This window comes from Neptuniibacter sp. QD57_21 (genome assembly GCF_047778075.1).
Classification (GTDB): Bacteria; Pseudomonadota; Gammaproteobacteria; order Pseudomonadales; family Balneatricaceae; genus Neptuniibacter.
The window spans coordinates 2,296,118-2,312,811 of sequence record NZ_CP180549.1; the positions used below are offsets into that span (position 1 = coordinate 2,296,118).

A 16,694-nucleotide genomic window follows, 5' to 3' on the forward strand; every position below is an offset into this window, starting at 1 on the left:
ATACGGCCTTTGAGTAGAAGGTACGGCAACTGGAGCGAGTCAATGAAGACATTTAAAAAATCACTAATCTCAGCAGTTATCACAGGCGCAATGGCTACAACAGTTTCAGGTGCTACACTGGCAGAATCTGACGGCAAAATTAAGCTGGGCATTTTGGCAGATATGGGTGGCACATATGCCGACATTTGTGGTCAAGGTTGTGTAACCGCAGCAGAGATGGCGATTGAAGATTTTGGTGGTAAGGCACTTGGACAAGAGATCGAACTAGTTACAGCTGACTCGCAGCTAAAACCAGATATAGCCTCTTCTATTGCGCGTAAGTGGGTAGAAGCTGAAGACGTTGATGCAATCGGTGGCTTAGTTTCTTCTGCGGTATCTGGCGCAGTATCAAAAGTTAACCTGAATGCTAAAAAGCTAACACTGATCTCTGGCTCAGCATCCAACACTTTCACAACCAAGAGCTGTAACCCTTACAACGTTCACTGGACTTACAACGTTGTTGCCCTAGCAAACGGCACTGTAAAGCCAATGGTTCAAGCGGGTAAGAAGAAATGGTTCTTCATCACAGCTGACTACAGTTTTGGTCACGCCCTAGAAGGTGTTGCATCCAAGGTCATCAAAGAAAACGGTGGTGAAGTTGTTGGCACTATTCGTGCGCCACTAGGCACAACAGACTTCTCCTCTTATGTTCTTCAGGCTCAGGCTTCTGGTGCGGATGTAGTTGCACTAGCGAATGCTGGTAACGACACAGTAAACGCACTTAAAACAGCCACTGAATTTGGTCTAACTCAAGAGATGGATGTTGCTGGCCTATTGGTATTTACACCAAACGCTCAAGCGATGGATGCAGATGTTGCTGGCGGTATGCGCTTAACGTCTGGATTCTACTGGGACATGGATGAGAAAACACGTCAGTGGAGTCAACGTTTTGAAGAGCGTCACGGCGCTATTCCAAGCATGATTCACGCAGGTGTTTACTCGGTAACAACTCACTATCTAAATGCAGTAAAAGCGGTAGGCAGCGATAACGCAGAAGCGATCGCTAAGAAGATGAAAGAGACAAAACCTGAAGACTTCTTCGCACGTAATGCAACTCTACGTCCAGACGGCCGTATGGTACACGACATGCTGTATGTAGAGATTAAGAAAGCAGCCGAGCGTAAAGATCAAAACGACATCTACAAAGTACTGAAGGTTATTCCAGCAGATGAGGCTTACAGCCCAATGCTACCTCAGTGCAACTTCTCATAAGAAAAATGCGTGGTGGCAAATGCTATTTGGCTTTGCCACCACACCTGCTTCATACATTCCTCTGGGATGACTACAGGTAGATGATTATTATGTTTGATATTAACCTCTTTGCCCTATTTGGCCAGTTATTGGTTGGGTTGATCAACGGCTCATTCTACGCCTTGCTTAGCCTTGGACTGGCCATTATCTTCGGTCTACTGAAGATCATTAACTTCGCGCAAGGTGCACTCTATATGCTGGGTGCATTTATCGCTTTTCTTGCCCTTAAATATATGGGCATCAATTACTGGGTGGCTTTGATCCTTGTACCGATCTGCATTGGCGCGATCGGCATATTGATGGAGCGCTTCCTTATCCGCCCTATCGCTAACGAAGATCACCTCTACAGCCTCCTGCTAACGTTCGGCTTAGCCTTGATTATTCAAGGTGCTTTTACCCATATGTTTGGCTCTTCAGGCATGTCATACGCCATTCCTGAAGAACTAAAAGGCGGTAACCGCCTGCCATTTATGTATCTGCCTAATTATCGGGCTTGGATCATTATCGCTTCCATCATTGTTTGCGCTGGCACTTGGTGGATGATCGAAAAGACGAAATTAGGTGCTTACCTGAGAGCGGGCACAGAGAACCCACAACTGATGCAAGCCTTTGGGATCAACGTGCCATTGATCGTTACTTTGACCTTTGGTTTCGGCGTTGCTCTAGCAGGCTTTGCCGGCGTTATGGCCGCTCCAGTCTATTCAGTATCACCTGATATGGGCTCAAACATCTTAATCGTGGTGTTTGCCATCGTAGTTATTGGCGGTATGGGCTCTATCGGCGGCGCTATTCTCACGGGCCTTGGTATGGGGATCGTGGAAGGCTTAACCAAATATTTTTATCCCGAAGCCTCTACCACCATTATCTTCTTGGTGATGGTTATTGTGCTGCTACTCAAGCCAGCCGGTTTATTCGGTAAAGAAGCTTAGGAGATAGGTATGAATAATCAAAAACTAAACATTGCACTGCTGGCTCTAGCGTTGATCGCACCAGCAGCTCTTTACCCTGTTTTTCTAGCTAAAGTACTGTGCTTTGCACTATTTGCCTGCGCATTTAACTTATTGCTTGGATTTGTAGGCTTACTTTCCTTTGGTCATGCGGCGATCTTAGGAACAGGTGGATACATCACTGGTTACCTCATGATCAATAGCGGTATTACACCTGAACTCGCCATTCTTGCGGGTACCGTTGCCGGTGGTTTATTAGGTGCAATTTTTGGCAAGCTTGCGGTTAAACGCGAAGGTATCTACTTCGCTATGGTGACCTTGGCTTTAGCACAGTTAGTGTTTTTCCTCTACCTACAAGCACCATTCACCAATGGTGAAGATGGTATGCAAGGTGTGCCTCGTGGCGAGCTGTTTGGGCTTCTAGACCTAAGCGATAACTACACCATGTATTACTTTGTGCTGGCCATCTTTGTATTCGGTTACTGGATGATCAACCGCACCATTCATTCACCATTTGGCCAAGTATTAAAAGCAATTCGTGATAACGAAGCCCGCGCGACTTCATTGGGTTACGACGTTAATCGTTACAAATGGATTGCGTTCATCATCTCATCTGCTTTGGCAGCACTTGCTGGCTCGACCAAAACGCTGGTTTTCCAATTGGCATCCCTAACCGATGTTCATTGGCACATGTCAGGCGAAGTCATCCTTATGACACTTGTTGGCGGCGTGGGCACGATCTTTGGACCAGTGTTGGGTGCAGGCTTTATCGTCAGCATGCAGAACTACCTCTCTGGTGGCGAGATGGGTAACTACATTCACATCATTATGGGCGCTGTTTTTGTGGTTTGCGTTTTGAGCTTCCGCAGCGGAATAGTCGGCCAATTGATCAAATTTAAACGTAATAACTTTAGCTAAGCGCGAAACTGAGCGTTAGCGATAAATAGCAAGGAGAGAGACAGTGATCACTTCAGCTTTCGAAACCGATCTGGATAAAAATCTGGCCAATTATTCTGCACTAACACCTATTACGTTTATCGAACGTGCAGCTAGTGTCTATCCCGAACGTACAGCCACTGTTCACGGTGAAATTCGCCGCAGCTGGGCCGAAACCTATAATCGTTGCAAGAAACTAGCCAGCGCTTTGAAACAAAAAGGCGTCAATCCAGGCGATGCCGTTTCAATTTTAGCGCCAAACCTAGCTGAACACTTTGAAGCGCATTTCGCCGTACCTATGTGTGGTGCAGTTCTTAATTCAATCAATATCCGTCTAGATTCAGAAGCCGTTGCATTTATTTTGCAGCATGCTGAGAGCAAGGTTCTTATTACTGACCGTGAGTTCAGTTCTGTCGTTAAAGGTGCTCTTGAGCTGATGGACCAGAAACCTTTCATCATTGATATCGATGATCCTTATTGGACCGAAGGCGAATTCATCGGCGATATCAAATACGATGATTTCCTCAAGCTAGGAGACGAAAACTTCACTCCACATCATGTGAATGATGAATGGAACGCCATCACGCTCAACTACACATCAGGCACTACTGGTAACCCAAAAGGTGTTGTATACCACCATCGCGGTGCTTACCTAAACGCTATCAGTAACTCCATTTCATGGGGTATGGGCCAGCACCCGGTATATCTATGGACCCTACCCATGTTCCACTGCAATGGTTGGTGTTTCCCATGGACAATCGCTGCTATGGCAGGTGTTAATGTCTGCCTTCGCCATGTACGCGCAGATCACATTTTCAATGCGATCAAAGAAGAAAAAGTTGGTTTCTTCTGTGGTGCACCTATCGTTCTGAACATGCTGAACTCCGCTGATGATGAACTTAAAGCCGGTATCGAGCATCAAGTAAATGTAATGACAGCGGGTGCTGCGCCACCAGCAGCGGTTATTGCAGGTATGGAAGCGCTTGGCTTTAGTGTAACCCACGTTTACGGCTTGACTGAAACCTACGGTCCTTCTGTGGTTTGTGCTTGGCACGATGAGTGGAATGACAAAACGGCTGATGAAAAAGCACGCTTAAAATCTCGTCAAGGTGTTAGAGCACCGATGCTTGACGGCCTAATGGTTGCGGATCCGACAACGATGGAGCCGGTACCTCAAGATGGCGAAACGATGGGTGAGATCTTCATGCAGGGTAACCTTGTGATGAAAGGCTATCTAAAGAATCAAGAAACCACTGAGAAAGCCTTTGAAGGTGGTTGGTTCCACTCAGGTGATCTAGCGGTATGGCATGCGGATGGTTATATCGAGATCAAAGATCGCTCTAAAGACATCATCATCTCAGGTGGTGAAAACATCTCCTCTATCGAAGTGGAAGATGTTCTATACCGCCATCCATTTATCCAAGAAGCTGCTGTGGTTGCCAAAAACAACGAGAAATGGGGTGAAACACCTTGTGCTTTCGTTGCTCTAAAAGACGGTGCTGATTGCGGTATCACAGAGAAAGAATTAATCGATTTCTGTCGTGAACACATGGCTCACTTTAAAGCACCAAAGGATATTGTTTTCGGTCCACTACCTAAAACATCCACCGGTAAGATCCAGAAGTTCCTACTTCGTGATCGTGCCAATGGCACTGAACCTCAAAAATCATAAGACTTATAACACCAGAGTGAAAGCCTAGGGGCTTAGCCCCTAGGTCGGAGAGGTAAACAGATGAAAATTTTAGTTACCGTAAAACGCGTAATTGATTACAACGTAAAAGTGCGCGTTAAAGCAGACAATAGCGATGTAGATCTAGCCAATGTAAAAATGGCACTCAACCCGTTTTGCGAGATTGCTGTAGAAGAAGCAGTTCGCCTAAAAGAAGCAGGCAAAACAGACGAAATCGTCATCGTATCGATCGGACCTAAAGCCTGCCAGGAACAGATTAGAACAGCCCTAGCTTTAGGTGCAGATCGTGGTATTCAAATTGAAACAGATGAGCTTCCTGAATCGCTGAATGTAGCGAAGCTATTAAGCAAAGTGATCGATGAGGAGCAACCTGATCTGGTCATTATGGGCAAACAAGCGATTGATAGCGATAACAACCAGACAGGTCAGATGTTAGCGGCGCTAACCGATATGCCACAAGGTACATTTGCTTCAGAAGTTAAGGTCGAAGATGACAAAGCTGTTGTTACACGCGAAGTGGACGGCGGTCTACAAACCGTCGAGCTCAAACTACCAGCAATCGTGACCACTGATCTTCGACTCAACGAACCTCGCTACGCGTCTTTGCCAAACATTATGAAAGCTAAGCGCAAGCCTTTAGCGGTCAAATCCCCTGCGGACTTAGGTGTAGAGCTAAAAAACCACACCAAGTTGTTGAAAGTCACGCCACCAGCAGAGCGTGCAGCGGGTATCCGAATAAACAGCGTTGATGAATTGATCGAGAAACTTCAGAACGAAGCAAAAGTAATTTAAGGGGGTGATATATGACTATTCTCGTTATTGCAGAACATGACAACCGTACACTAAAACCAGTCACTCTCAACACGATTACAGCAGCGACACAAATCGGTGGTGATATTCATCTATTGGTTGCGGGCAGTAACTGTAAAGCTGTAGCTGTTTCAGCTTCAGAGATCGCAGGCGTTAGTAAAGTGTTACTTGCTGATGAGCTAGCTTATGAATACCAGCTTGCAGAGAACATGGCTAAGCTGATTACCGAGTTAGGTAAGGACTATGATCATATCCTCGCGCCTGCCACTACCTCAGGTAAAAACTACCTTCCACGTGTTGCAGCGCTACTTGATGTGGTTCAGATCTCAGATATCACCGCAGTTGAATCAGCCACTACTTTCCAGCGCCCTATCTACGCAGGTAACGCGGTCGCAACCGTAGAATCATTAGACCCAATTAAAGTCATCACCGTGCGAACAACCGCTTTTGACGCTGCTGAAACAGACAATTCGGCAGAGATCAGTGAGATATCAATTGCTCATGATGCCCAACTATCAAGTTTTGTTAGTGAAGAGGTCGCTGAGTCTGATCGTCCCGAGCTGACTGCTGCCAACATCATTATTTCCGGTGGCCGTGGTATGGGCAACGGTGAGAATTTCGGTCTGCTCGAACAAGTAGCAGACAAGCTAGGCGCTGCCGTAGGTGCATCCCGCGCAGCGGTTGACGCCGGCTTTGTTCCAAACGATATGCAAGTAGGCCAGACCGGTAAGATCGTCGCGCCAGAGCTTTATATCGCTGTAGGTATTTCAGGTGCTATTCAACATCTTGCTGGAATGAAAGATTCCAAAACTATTGTTGCTATCAACAAAGATGAAGAGGCACCTATTTTTTCCGTCGCAGATTATGGCTTAGTTGCTGACCTGTTCGACGTGATGCCAGAGCTACAAAATAAACTGTAGCTCCTTTGATGCGGGCTGGGTACTTGTCGCCTTTTTACCCAGCTCGCCTTTTTAAAGTAACAAACACGATACAATTTAAAGAGCCGCTTGGATGTTTTTATATAGCCGCGCTAATCAAGAGATGAGAGATTTATGAGCACTTATACTCCACCACTACAAGATGCCAGCTTTCTACTAAACCATCTGATCGAACTAGATCAGCTATGCAGAGAACAAAACCTAGACGAAGTTAACTCTGAGCTTGCCAATGTGATCGTTGAAGAGGCTGGAAAACTCGCTTCTGATGTATTGGCCCCTCTTAATAGTGTGGGCGACCAAAACGGCGCTACGGTTGCAGATGGTGCAGTACAAGAAACTGCTGGCTTCTCAGATGCTTATCAGCAGTTTGTCGAAAATGGTTGGGCTACGCTGACGGGCCCTGAAGAGTTTGGTGGCCAGGCGCTACCCAATGTCATAGGTACAGCCGTTAATGAGCTGTGGCATTCGGCTAATATGGGCTTTGCACTCTGCCCTATGCTAAGCCAAGGCGCTGTAGAAGCTCTGATTGCGCATGGTAGCGACGAATTAAAATCACAATACCTACCACAACTGATTAGTGGTGAATGGACCGGTACCATGAACCTAACTGAACCCAATGCGGGTTCGGATCTTGCTGCGGTAGCATCCAAAGCCATCCCTGAAGGCGATCACTACAAGATTACGGGTCAGAAGATCTTTATCACTTGGGGTGATCACCAGATGACATCAAACATCGTACATCTCGTGCTTGCTCGTCTGCCAGACGCACCTGCCGGTGTTAAAGGCATCTCCCTGTTTATCGTGCCGAAGTACCTTTTAGATGAGCAAGGCCAACCGGGTGAATTAAACGACGTAAGCTGCGTATCCCTAGAGCACAAACTGGGTATTCATGGCAGCCCAACCTGTGTCATGAGCTTTGGTGATAACGAAGGCGCGATCGGTTACCTCGTAGGTGAAGCAAACAAAGGCCTGAGCTACATGTTCACAATGATGAACCATGCTCGCCAATCCGTAGGCCTGCAAGGTTTATCTATCTCCGAGCGCGCTTACCAACAAGCACTGCAATACAGCCAAGAACGCTTCCAAGGTAGCAATCCTGATGGCAGCAAAATAGCGATCATCAATCACCCAGATGTACGTCGTATGTTGATGGCGATGAAAGCAGGTAATGAAGCAATGCGTGCTCTTGCCTATACCGCTGCTGCGGATATTGACCGCGCACATCATGGCGATCAAACAAGCAAATCACGGGTAGAGTTTTACACGCCAATTGTTAAAGGCTGGATGACTGAACTGGCCCAAGAACTGACATCACTGAATATCCAAGTTCACGGCGGCATGGGTTTCATCGAAGAAACTGGTGCGGCACAACATTACCGTGACGCCCGTATTTTACCGATTTACGAGGGTACTACAGGTATCCAAGCCTTAGATCTTATCGGCCGTAAAACACTATTCGATAAAGGCGCTGCTCTATCGCAACTACAAGCTGATGTTCAAGCCACAACTGAACTGCTATTACATTCAGATTCAGAAGCACTACAAGAGCTTGGTAAAAAACTTATGACAGCTCTGAGTGATGCGACTGCAGCCGGTAAGTTCATTCTAGAAAATGCTGGTAGCGATAAACAACTAATGGGCAATATCAGTGTCGACAACCTAATGATGATGGGCTACCTAACTGGTGGCTGGTTACTAGCGCAAGGCGCCATCAAAGCTGAAGAGTTAAAAGGCGCGGATAACGACTACGGCAATGACTTCCTTAACGCTAAAGTTTCTACCGCATTGTTCTTTGCTGACCATTACCTACCAAGAGTAAGCCAACATGCAGCAACCCTACAGACTGGCTTAAATCATACTTTTGCTTTGGATATTGAACAGCTTTAGACCTTCGTTTTTACGCTCTTCACGATGGTGGTGTTACCACTCCGGAGCTGTTGGGCTCCTTTAGGCTTAAAGGCCTCTTTGCCCTCCTTTTAGGAGGGCTTTTTTGTACTTATAGCGAGGGGAATAATGCAGATACTTTGTCTTTAATCTCGGAGAACCTGACCTTTTCGCAACTACCAAAACCAACTAGTTGTCTGATTTTATTTCGGCTAAAGGCAGGAAGGGATACACCGGCTAAAAACCGGCTGTAGCTGCCAGCACCGATTTGTGATTCCGACTGACCTAAACGCTCTTTCAACTCTGTTAACTGCAGTATCAGTTCAGAATCGTTTGGCAATACGGGCTCCGAGGAATAACTTAGTTTAGCAATTTCACCACGACAGGCCGAGCAATGACCACACGTTTCTGGTGCAAGTTGATCATCAAAATAACGTGCTAAATTTGCAGTTAAACACCGACCCAATTCAAAAAAGCGAATTAACTGAGCAATACGCTGAACTTCTTTCTCCTCTTTTTCGCTAAAATAATCAGCAAGGGATTGAGCCAATTGAGGTTCAGCAAGTTTATTGGCATTAACTGCAAAGACTTCGGTAATCTTCTTAGTCTCAAGCGCGATCAACTGCTGCTCTTGCAGGTATTCCATCGCAGAAATAACCCGCTGCCGATCACAACCATAATGCTGATAAAGGCTTTCAAAATCTAAATTCCCCCACACTTTTTTAAACTGGGTATGTTGGAAAATAGCTTCTATAAACTGACGCCGCTCATCTTTAAATCGCTCTAATATCGCTTGCTGATCGACCAAAAATTTATACTTAAAATCAGCAAAATAGGAGTATTTAGGCTGAATAACACCTCGAAGCTCTAACTGTACCAAAAGAGTTTTTAGCGGAAGCTGGCGAATATTAGAAGCGCTGGATAATGGAGATACCTGCATTTCCCATATCTGATCACTCTCCTCATCCCGAATATTGTTGATCACATATTCGATGCCCGGTAGCTCTGGCGTATCACCGTATATGAAGTTCTCTACCGTAGTTATACCATCCAGATTGGCCAAGGTAATACAGTGAGATAGCTGACCATCCCTACCGGCCCTACCGATTTCCTGGCTGTAGTTTTCAATAGATTTCGGCAGATCATAATGGATTACAAAGCGAACATCAGACTTATCAACCCCCATTCCAAAAGCGATAGTCGCAACCACAACACCAATTCTTCCCGCCATAAAATCAGTTTGAATGTGATGTCGAAGCTCATTGTCCAAACCTGCATGATAAGCAACTGCCGCGATTCCTTGCCGCTTTAGGTGATTGGCAACCTCCTCTGCTGTTTGTTGTAAAGTGACATACACAATACCTGCACCGTTTTGCGCAGCAACAACGTGAGCTAGCTTGGCCTTTTTATCCCCTTCATTAACCGGCAATACAGATAAATCCAAATTCGAGCGATAAAAACCTGTTTGAACTATATGCTCCGTAGCAATATTAAAGCGCTGCGCCATATCTCTTTTAACTTTTCGGGTAGCAGTCGCCGTCAGTAATAATACGGTCGGAATGTTTAATTGCTGACAATACTGAGGGAGTTTCAAATAATCCGGGCGAAAATTATGCCCCCACTCAGAGATACAATGCGCCTCATCCACCACCAACATTGAGATTGGCACAGAACTAATAAACTCTCGAAAACGCTCATTCTTAAACCGCTCAACAGAGACCATCAAAATCTTAATATTGCCCTGACGAATATCCTGCATAACCTGACGGTTTTCATCAGGCGTCAACGTCGAATCTATACTTGCCGCAGCAATCCCTTTTTCTTTTAAAAAAGCTAACTGATCTTTCATCAGCGCTAATAACGGCGAGACAACCAAGGTCAAATTAGGTAGATGAATCGCTGTAAATTGATAGCAAAGCGATTTGCCTGCACCCGTTGGAAATACTGAGAGTGTCGATTGACCATCAAGTAACTGACGAATTGTTTGCTCTTGCCCATCCCGAAATTGATCGAACGAAAAGTGTTGTTGTAGCGATTGTTGCAGATCCATAGAAAATTCCTTAGCGCTAAATCCATTTAGCGATGCTGGTGAAGTTATTTGGAACTATACGTGAGGCAATAGCTATCACGCAAAATGAAAAGCACTTGCTCATCAGGACTAGTGCTTTATGGCACGTTTAGTGCTGTACATTAAACAAACAACATAAACGAAAGGAAACTTTAACCATTTAGACATAATCAAGTGCAAAAATGCTGCACAAGCACAATAAATGTACAATGGAGCTGATCATGGAAATTAATAAGTACTTTTCGGTCATTAGATCTATTGTTATCGATGATAACTTCACCGCTTGGGCTTCCGCTAAGGATAAACCTCTGTTTTGCGCTCAACTAGCAGACCTTGAGGGTGAACACCCTATTATCAAAGAAATCGTCTCTGGGGCTATCAATCAGATATTTTCAAGAAAGGCAGAAGTTAGAGGGCATGATGTTATTTAATTAGCCCTTGTCCGCTTTAACCTACTAGCAAACGTTGTAAGTTTGCCCAGATCTCGATTAAGAACCATATTTTTGTGGATTACTTAGCCGCACACCCTAAATGCGGGTTTCCTGTTTGGCTCTGAAACGGTAGAATTTTCTTCTTTTTTCTCAGTGTATGGAATATCGCAATGGGTCGAGCCTATCAAAACCGTAAAGAGTCGATGGCAAAAACATCCGATGCTAAGGCTAAGGTTTACAGTAAATTTAGCCGTGAAATCTATGTTTGTGCGAAAGCAGGCGGCATCGAAATCGAAGGAAACCTTGCATTAGCAGGCTTAATCGAACGTGCTAAAAAGGCTCAGGTGCCTGCTCACGTAATCGACAAAGCGCTAGATAAAGCTAAAGGCGGCGGCGGTGAAGATTTCTCTGAAGCTCGTTATGAAGGTTTCGGCCCTGGCGGCTGCATGGTTATCGTTGAGTGTCTAACCGATAACCCTAACCGTACCTTTGGTGATGTTCGTAACTGCTTTAACAAAACCAAATGTAAAATTGGTTCTCAAGGCAGCGTAAGCCACATGTTCGACCACAGTGCGATCTTCGTATTCAACGGCGATGACGAAGATGCTGTGCTAGAAGCGCTAATGATGGAAGATGTTGATGTAACAGATATCGAAGCCGAAGACGGCAAGATTACTGTTTTCGCACCTCACACTGATTACTTTAAAGCGAAGAAAGCGCTTCAAGAAAACATTGAAGGTCTGGACTTAGACGTTGATGAGATCCAATTTGTACCTCATAACGGCTCACCTGTCTCTGCAGACGACCTACCAATGTTCGAGAAATTTATCGATATGTTGAATGATCTCGACGACGTTCAGAACATTTATCACAACGCTGAGATCTAATCTCTCGCTAATTCTAAAAAGCCTGCTTATTCAGCAGGCTTTTTTATTGCCTGAATTAGTTTAACCCGATAAAAAAAGCGCCGTTTACTCACGTAAACAGCGCCTAAAATAAGACCTTTCGTAAATAACAGAACCCAAACTTTCCTATGACATATCGAAAGGCCTTCCCGTCTTACAGGATGTATTTATTGACTGTGCTGCGTATAGAAAAGTTCCATTAGTAAAATAGATTTTTTTCTACAGACTTCTAATACAAATGCAATATGGGAAAATAGTATCGCCAAACAAAGGACCCGTTTATCGACCAATAAATAAACAAGCCCTTGTTCGAAGGGTTACTTCATATTGTTCATTTCTTTGAATTTAGCCATCAAAGCAACAGGCTGCTTTTTCTTGTTGTTTTTGTTTAGAACAAATACAACTGTCTGACCTTGAGGACCCGCAGCGATCTGAGTGAAACGGTATGGTGCTTCACCTACAGTACGTACGTCTTCCATATCTTCAAGAGTACTGAAAACATATAGACGGCCATCTTCGCCACGCATTTCGCCGTAGAAGCTTTCTGCACCAGCCATTTCGCCATTAAACATATCGATACTAGCGATACCAGACATTTTCTTTTTGTCTGCGCCAGTTAGACCGAATACCAATGTTTCGCCTTTAGGGCCACCACCAATAAATACTTTACGGTAAGAAGTTTCGCCAACTGTTAGGAAAGACTGATAAGTTGTGAAATCGTCAAACACATAGTGACGACCTTCGTGAGAAACTTCGTATAGGTCATCATTGTTTAGTTGTGCAACTTCTTTAGTTTCTTCCTGCTTCGCCTGATTTGTGTGGCAACCAGTTAGAGCAATCATTGCGCTTGCAACAACAGCGCCTGCGATCAGTTTTTTCATGGGGTGAGCCTCAATAAGTTCTTATAAAAAATATCAGGCGAAACTTTACCGAGACTCTATGACAGAACGATGTCAGTTTGATTCATCCAACCAACTGAATGTAATAAATGTGGTCAGCAATACCAACGCAGCAATTGCATGAGGAAATGGGAAGAGGACGCAAAGACTAAGTACGCAGATCCAGAGTAGTTTAATTTTATTTCGCTTAGCGCGGTGCTTAGCAGTGAATAAACGCCGATAGAAGTGATCTTTATCAGGGGTTTGATCACGCATCCATTCTGGCGCAAGCAGCATAAGAAAAAAATTGAATAAGTGATTAACCACAACCGTCACCTGCCCATATAAAAAAGACCTGTAACACAGGCCTTTAAAGCATAGATAAGCTCTTAGTAATCTGCCACTCGATACAGCACAGAATCATGATAACCGGTTGTAACTGGTATCACTCCCGAGAGCTTCGCGTTCAACTCTGGGTCTCCACTGTCTACGATTAACGGGCGGCCTTCCAGTTCACGCAGTTTTGTTTTGGTCGCAATCACATTGATATTTTCTTTGCCAATTCGCTTAAGCAATGCGGGGCTCAGCTGCTGATTGCCACGCCCAACAATGTGCCCTTGACCACCGATCAATGTAATCACTAGTTCGCAAGGCTCACCTTCGGTTAACTCCAGTAGTTGTTGTGCTGTGCAGTCTGAAGCAACGATCTCGTTATCTTTAATCAGATCGACCCCTAACAAGGTATTTGGCAAACCTAACTGTTCCATCACTGCAGCTACCGTAGAACCAGATCCCATAACATAGTAAGAATCAGGATCCATCTTTTCGATCACATCTGCCGCGATATCATCCAACACCAGCTCTTCAGATTCTTTGCCACCATTTTTTACGTGTTGTAAAAAACGGTGCTCTTGAGGCACAACTAACTCGCCATAATATTTAGCCCGAACACGCCCTTCCCGGAACGCCTCTTCATCAATATCACGGACTTCCTGATCACCTAGAGTTACTAACTCACCTTTGACCAGCATGGCAACAATTTCACCCGCGGCTTTGGGCGTAACAGCATAAACACCCGAGTGAATTTTTACTCCTGCAGGTACACCTAAAACGGGTACTTCACCGGCAATCGATTCGCATATATTACGAGCGGTACCGTCACCTCCGGCAAATAGGATGATATCAACCCCTGCAGCAACCAGATCTTTGGCAGCTCTTAAGGTATCTTCTGCATGAGTATTGCCTGATTCGATCTGGCCAACGACTTGCGGTTCAAACCCAGCTTTAACGGCAACCTCTTCACCCATTTCAGCAGGATAAGTGATAACTTGGATATCTAAACCTTGAAGTACTTCCAAAGCCTGGAGGGTACGTAAGCCCGCTTTAGGTTCAGCACCTAATTCCAGAGCTTTCTTCGCGGTCTCCTCACCGTCACTTCCCTTAAGCGCGACACTGCCGCCAACTCCTGCTAAAGGGTTAATAATAAGACCGAGTTTAAACACCTATGATCTCCAAATTACCGGTTTCAATTAAAAATTGCTGGTATACAAAAGCAGCTAGAATGAGGTGGGTGTCATCATCCATCTCTTCAAATTCAACACCGTGGCTCACCACTTTGGTCAAACCATCTTCTGCCGCTTGCACACTTCTTATCACAACAGGGGTGAGCACGACCTGATCGGCACCTGCCACTTGAAAGCGCGTCGTAATAAATAACTTGTCACCTTTTTTACCTAGGGTAACGGGCGCATCTATACAGGCACCTTTGATACTAATATCAGTACAGTAAGCATTGATAGGCCAATCTAATCTTAGCCCTTTACCCAACTCAAATTCATCAATCGACACCATCAAATTAACAGGCACGCGCGTGTGACTGCGTATGCGCCTAACTTCAGTATCAGTTGGATATTCAAGATGCCAATAAGCAAACGGGCTGGTCTGTATTTTGAGTACCTTAGCACTGAAGGCACAGATAAAGTTACCACTCATCAAACGGACGGTAACTCGCGAACCCACGTTAATGGAATTCGAGGTACGTGGTGCTGAAACCATCATACTACCGTTTTCTCGATAGCCTAATAGCTGGACCGAATAACGCCCACGGGGAGTACGCGTTTCTATCTGAACCTTTTCACCCACTTTAGGGTTCAGTTCAGCAAGAGTTCTAACGGATTTTAACTGTGCTAACGCTTCGGTCATTCAAGGTTCTTATAACTGCATTAATAAAGACTATAGCTTAAGGGATTTAGGGTTAGTCTGCGAGCTGAAAACCCAATGCCGATAGCTCTTTTGGATTCGTTGCATTAGCCACTTTTAGAGATGCAAATTCACGACGTACCCTATACTGCTTACGAAGTTGATCAAACGCTAGTTTTTGATCTGCCTCCGGTAATTCTAACGTTCCTCTCAAGAGTTGATCATCCACCTGTGGATCGTAAATCAACGTCATTAATTCTAACGCTGTCAAACTCCCCTGCTCCTTAAATGACAATTCCGCCTCTGGAAGAAAATCGGTTAGAGGCTCTTCACACCTAACCTGCAAATGCTTACATAGTGCTTGATAGAGCATGTAAGTGCCTCGAATTTTGCCATCTAAGCTATAGCCTGCTATATGCGGTGATACGAATTCACAACGTGCAGCTAACTCTGCATTGACCTCGGGTTCATGCTCCCAAACATCTAAGGCAAAAAGCAGATCAGAACGCTGCTGGCCAACTTTAAGCAAAGCAGTGTTATCAATCACAGGGCCACGTCCCGCATTAATAACAATCGCATTTTTACGCAGTGTCTGGAGTTGCTCAGTCGATAGCAGATGTTTTGTCGGGTGATCACCATCTAAGGTAAGTGGGGTATGCAAACAAAGGACATCAGCTTGCTCAAGCAAAGTGTCTAGATCAGAAAAACCAGCTTCTGATTCAGCCCGAGGCGGGTCATTTAGTAAAACCTTGAAGCCTAACTTTTCAAAACGTTTTTGTAATCTCCCACCAACGTTGCCTACGCCAATAATGCCATAGGTTCTTTCCTTAGGATCAAACTGATATTTCGCCGCCAATTGATAGATCACACTTAATACATATTCCACAACAGCATCGGCATTACAGCCGGGCGCATTGGCAAACGCGATATCGTTGTCTTCCAGATAAGCCTTATCGATGTGATCGGTACCTATAGTCGCGGTTCCGACAAATTGCACCTGACTACCCTGTAACAGCGCTTTATTAACTTGAGTGATAGAACGAACTAAAAGTACATCAGCATCTGAAAGTTGCTCTGCGGATAAGCCTCGACCAGCACAGAGTCTAACTTCTCCAAAACGAGAAAAAATAGCCTCAGCCATAGGCATATTCTCATCAGCCAAGATTTTTAGTTTCCGGTTCAACAATTTATCTATCTCCAGTCTTTACAAACCGCGCGATATCAGGCTCAATGCGCGGTTTTCATTGGCTATCAGCGGGCAAAACCTGCTGTCATTCTACGGATTACATCAGTTTGATCATACGCTGGCAAAAACAACAGGAATACTACATCGTTCGGATGTACCAAGACCTGGTCGGTGATTGGATTGTAACCCAAAGTTGGGGTAATTCGACTGACGATAAAAACGAGTGTAATCAAACAGTTGCCAAATCATATCAAGATGCTCGTTTTATTGTGAGAGAAATTCGTAAGCAATTAAAAACTGAGGGTTTTAGGCTTATCGCTCGCAAGGAAACTCAGTTGGGATTTGAATTTGACCCTATTCATATAGATACACCAAAAAAACATGCTCTACTGTTTTCAGAAAAATTATTCTGAGCGCATTCCCTTCTATATTCCCCTACCACCGTTAAAAATCTCTACTAAAGTACAGCATTTACCCTATTTTTGTGATGATATATTCCTGTATATAAGCTTGTAATACAGGCAGTTAGGGT

Annotated in this window: 16 protein-coding genes; 10 read left to right on the forward strand and 6 right to left on the reverse strand. The window is 44.8% G+C overall.

What is annotated here, in order from left to right; translation table 11 throughout:
- Positions 1 to 42: 42 nt before the first annotated feature.
- From ACMXYS_RS10215 to ACMXYS_RS10245, 7 genes are all read left to right on the forward strand, one after another.
- Positions 43 to 1,251: an ABC transporter substrate-binding protein gene (locus ACMXYS_RS10215; protein WP_415881601.1), complete on the forward strand. Its 1,209-nt coding sequence runs from the start codon at positions 43 to 45 to the stop codon at positions 1,249 to 1,251.
- Positions 1,252 to 1,331: 80 nt separating this feature from the next.
- Positions 1,332 to 2,219, forward strand: coding sequence for a branched-chain amino acid ABC transporter permease (locus ACMXYS_RS10220; protein WP_415881602.1), 888 nt, complete (start codon positions 1,332 to 1,334; stop codon positions 2,217 to 2,219).
- 9 nt (positions 2,220 to 2,228) lie between these two features.
- Positions 2,229 to 3,155: a branched-chain amino acid ABC transporter permease gene (locus ACMXYS_RS10225; RefSeq protein ID WP_415896436.1), complete on the forward strand. Its 927-nt coding sequence runs from the start codon at positions 2,229 to 2,231 to the stop codon at positions 3,153 to 3,155.
- A gap of 43 nt (positions 3,156 to 3,198) precedes the next feature.
- Positions 3,199 to 4,845 carry an acyl-CoA synthetase gene (locus ACMXYS_RS10230; RefSeq protein ID WP_415896437.1) on the forward strand — a complete coding sequence of 549 codons (1,647 nt, stop codon included), beginning with the start codon at positions 3,199 to 3,201 and terminating at the stop codon, positions 4,843 to 4,845.
- Positions 4,846 to 4,905: 60 nt separating this feature from the next.
- Positions 4,906 to 5,655: an electron transfer flavoprotein subunit beta/FixA family protein gene (locus ACMXYS_RS10235; RefSeq protein ID WP_415896438.1), complete on the forward strand. Its 750-nt coding sequence runs from the start codon at positions 4,906 to 4,908 to the stop codon at positions 5,653 to 5,655.
- Positions 5,656 to 5,666: 11 nt separating this feature from the next.
- Positions 5,667 to 6,593, forward strand: coding sequence for an electron transfer flavoprotein subunit alpha/FixB family protein (locus tag ACMXYS_RS10240; RefSeq protein ID WP_415896439.1), 927 nt, complete (start codon positions 5,667 to 5,669; stop codon positions 6,591 to 6,593).
- 132 nt (positions 6,594 to 6,725) lie between these two features.
- Positions 6,726 to 8,498 (forward strand): acyl-CoA dehydrogenase, encoded by a 1,773-nt coding sequence (locus ACMXYS_RS10245; RefSeq protein WP_415896440.1) that lies wholly within the window; start codon positions 6,726 to 6,728, stop codon positions 8,496 to 8,498.
- A gap of 109 nt (positions 8,499 to 8,607) precedes the next feature.
- Here ACMXYS_RS10245 and ACMXYS_RS10250 read toward each other — a convergent pair whose 3' ends face one another.
- On the reverse strand, positions 8,608 to 10,545 hold the full coding sequence (locus ACMXYS_RS10250; RefSeq protein WP_415896441.1) for an ATP-dependent DNA helicase RecQ: 1,938 nt from the start codon (positions 10,543 to 10,545) through the stop codon (positions 8,608 to 8,610).
- Between the two features lie 239 nt (positions 10,546 to 10,784).
- Here ACMXYS_RS10250 and ACMXYS_RS10255 point away from each other — a divergent pair, with 239 nt between their 5' ends.
- Together ACMXYS_RS10255 and ACMXYS_RS10260 are read left to right on the forward strand one after the other, a co-directional pair.
- Positions 10,785 to 10,994, forward strand: a complete 210-nt coding sequence (locus tag ACMXYS_RS10255; RefSeq protein WP_415896442.1) for a hypothetical protein — start codon at positions 10,785 to 10,787, stop codon at positions 10,992 to 10,994.
- A 170-nt stretch (positions 10,995 to 11,164) separates the two neighbouring features.
- Entirely contained in the window at positions 11,165 to 11,881 is a 717-nt protein-coding gene (locus ACMXYS_RS10260) for a YebC/PmpR family DNA-binding transcriptional regulator (RefSeq protein WP_415881610.1), read from the forward strand.
- A gap of 335 nt (positions 11,882 to 12,216) precedes the next feature.
- Here ACMXYS_RS10260 and ACMXYS_RS10265 read toward each other — a convergent pair whose 3' ends face one another.
- From ACMXYS_RS10265 to pdxB, 5 genes are all read right to left on the reverse strand, one after another.
- Complete coding sequence (locus ACMXYS_RS10265; protein ID WP_415896443.1) at positions 12,217 to 12,780, reverse strand: hypothetical protein; 564 nt, start codon at positions 12,778 to 12,780, stop codon at positions 12,217 to 12,219.
- A gap of 72 nt (positions 12,781 to 12,852) precedes the next feature.
- Positions 12,853 to 13,104, reverse strand: coding sequence for a hypothetical protein (locus ACMXYS_RS10270; protein ID WP_415881612.1), 252 nt, complete (start codon positions 13,102 to 13,104; stop codon positions 12,853 to 12,855).
- A gap of 62 nt (positions 13,105 to 13,166) precedes the next feature.
- Positions 13,167 to 14,279: an ATP-NAD kinase family protein gene (locus ACMXYS_RS10275; RefSeq protein ID WP_415881613.1), complete on the reverse strand. Its 1,113-nt coding sequence runs from the start codon at positions 14,277 to 14,279 to the stop codon at positions 13,167 to 13,169.
- Positions 14,272 to 14,979 carry a flagellar brake protein gene (locus tag ACMXYS_RS10280; protein WP_415881614.1) on the reverse strand — a complete coding sequence of 236 codons (708 nt, stop codon included), beginning with the start codon at positions 14,977 to 14,979 and terminating at the stop codon, positions 14,272 to 14,274. Before ACMXYS_RS10280 ends, ACMXYS_RS10275 begins: the two co-directional genes overlap by 8 nt.
- Before the next feature lie 52 nt (positions 14,980 to 15,031).
- A complete protein-coding gene (gene pdxB / locus ACMXYS_RS10285; RefSeq protein WP_415896444.1) occupies positions 15,032 to 16,162 on the reverse strand; it encodes a 4-phosphoerythronate dehydrogenase PdxB in 1,131 nt (376 codons plus the stop codon).
- A 107-nt stretch (positions 16,163 to 16,269) separates the two neighbouring features.
- On the opposite strand from pdxB, the gene ACMXYS_RS10290 reads away from it, so the two are divergent.
- Complete coding sequence (locus ACMXYS_RS10290; RefSeq protein ID WP_415881616.1) at positions 16,270 to 16,575, forward strand: hypothetical protein; 306 nt, start codon at positions 16,270 to 16,272, stop codon at positions 16,573 to 16,575.
- The last annotated feature ends 119 nt before the right edge of the window (positions 16,576 to 16,694 follow it).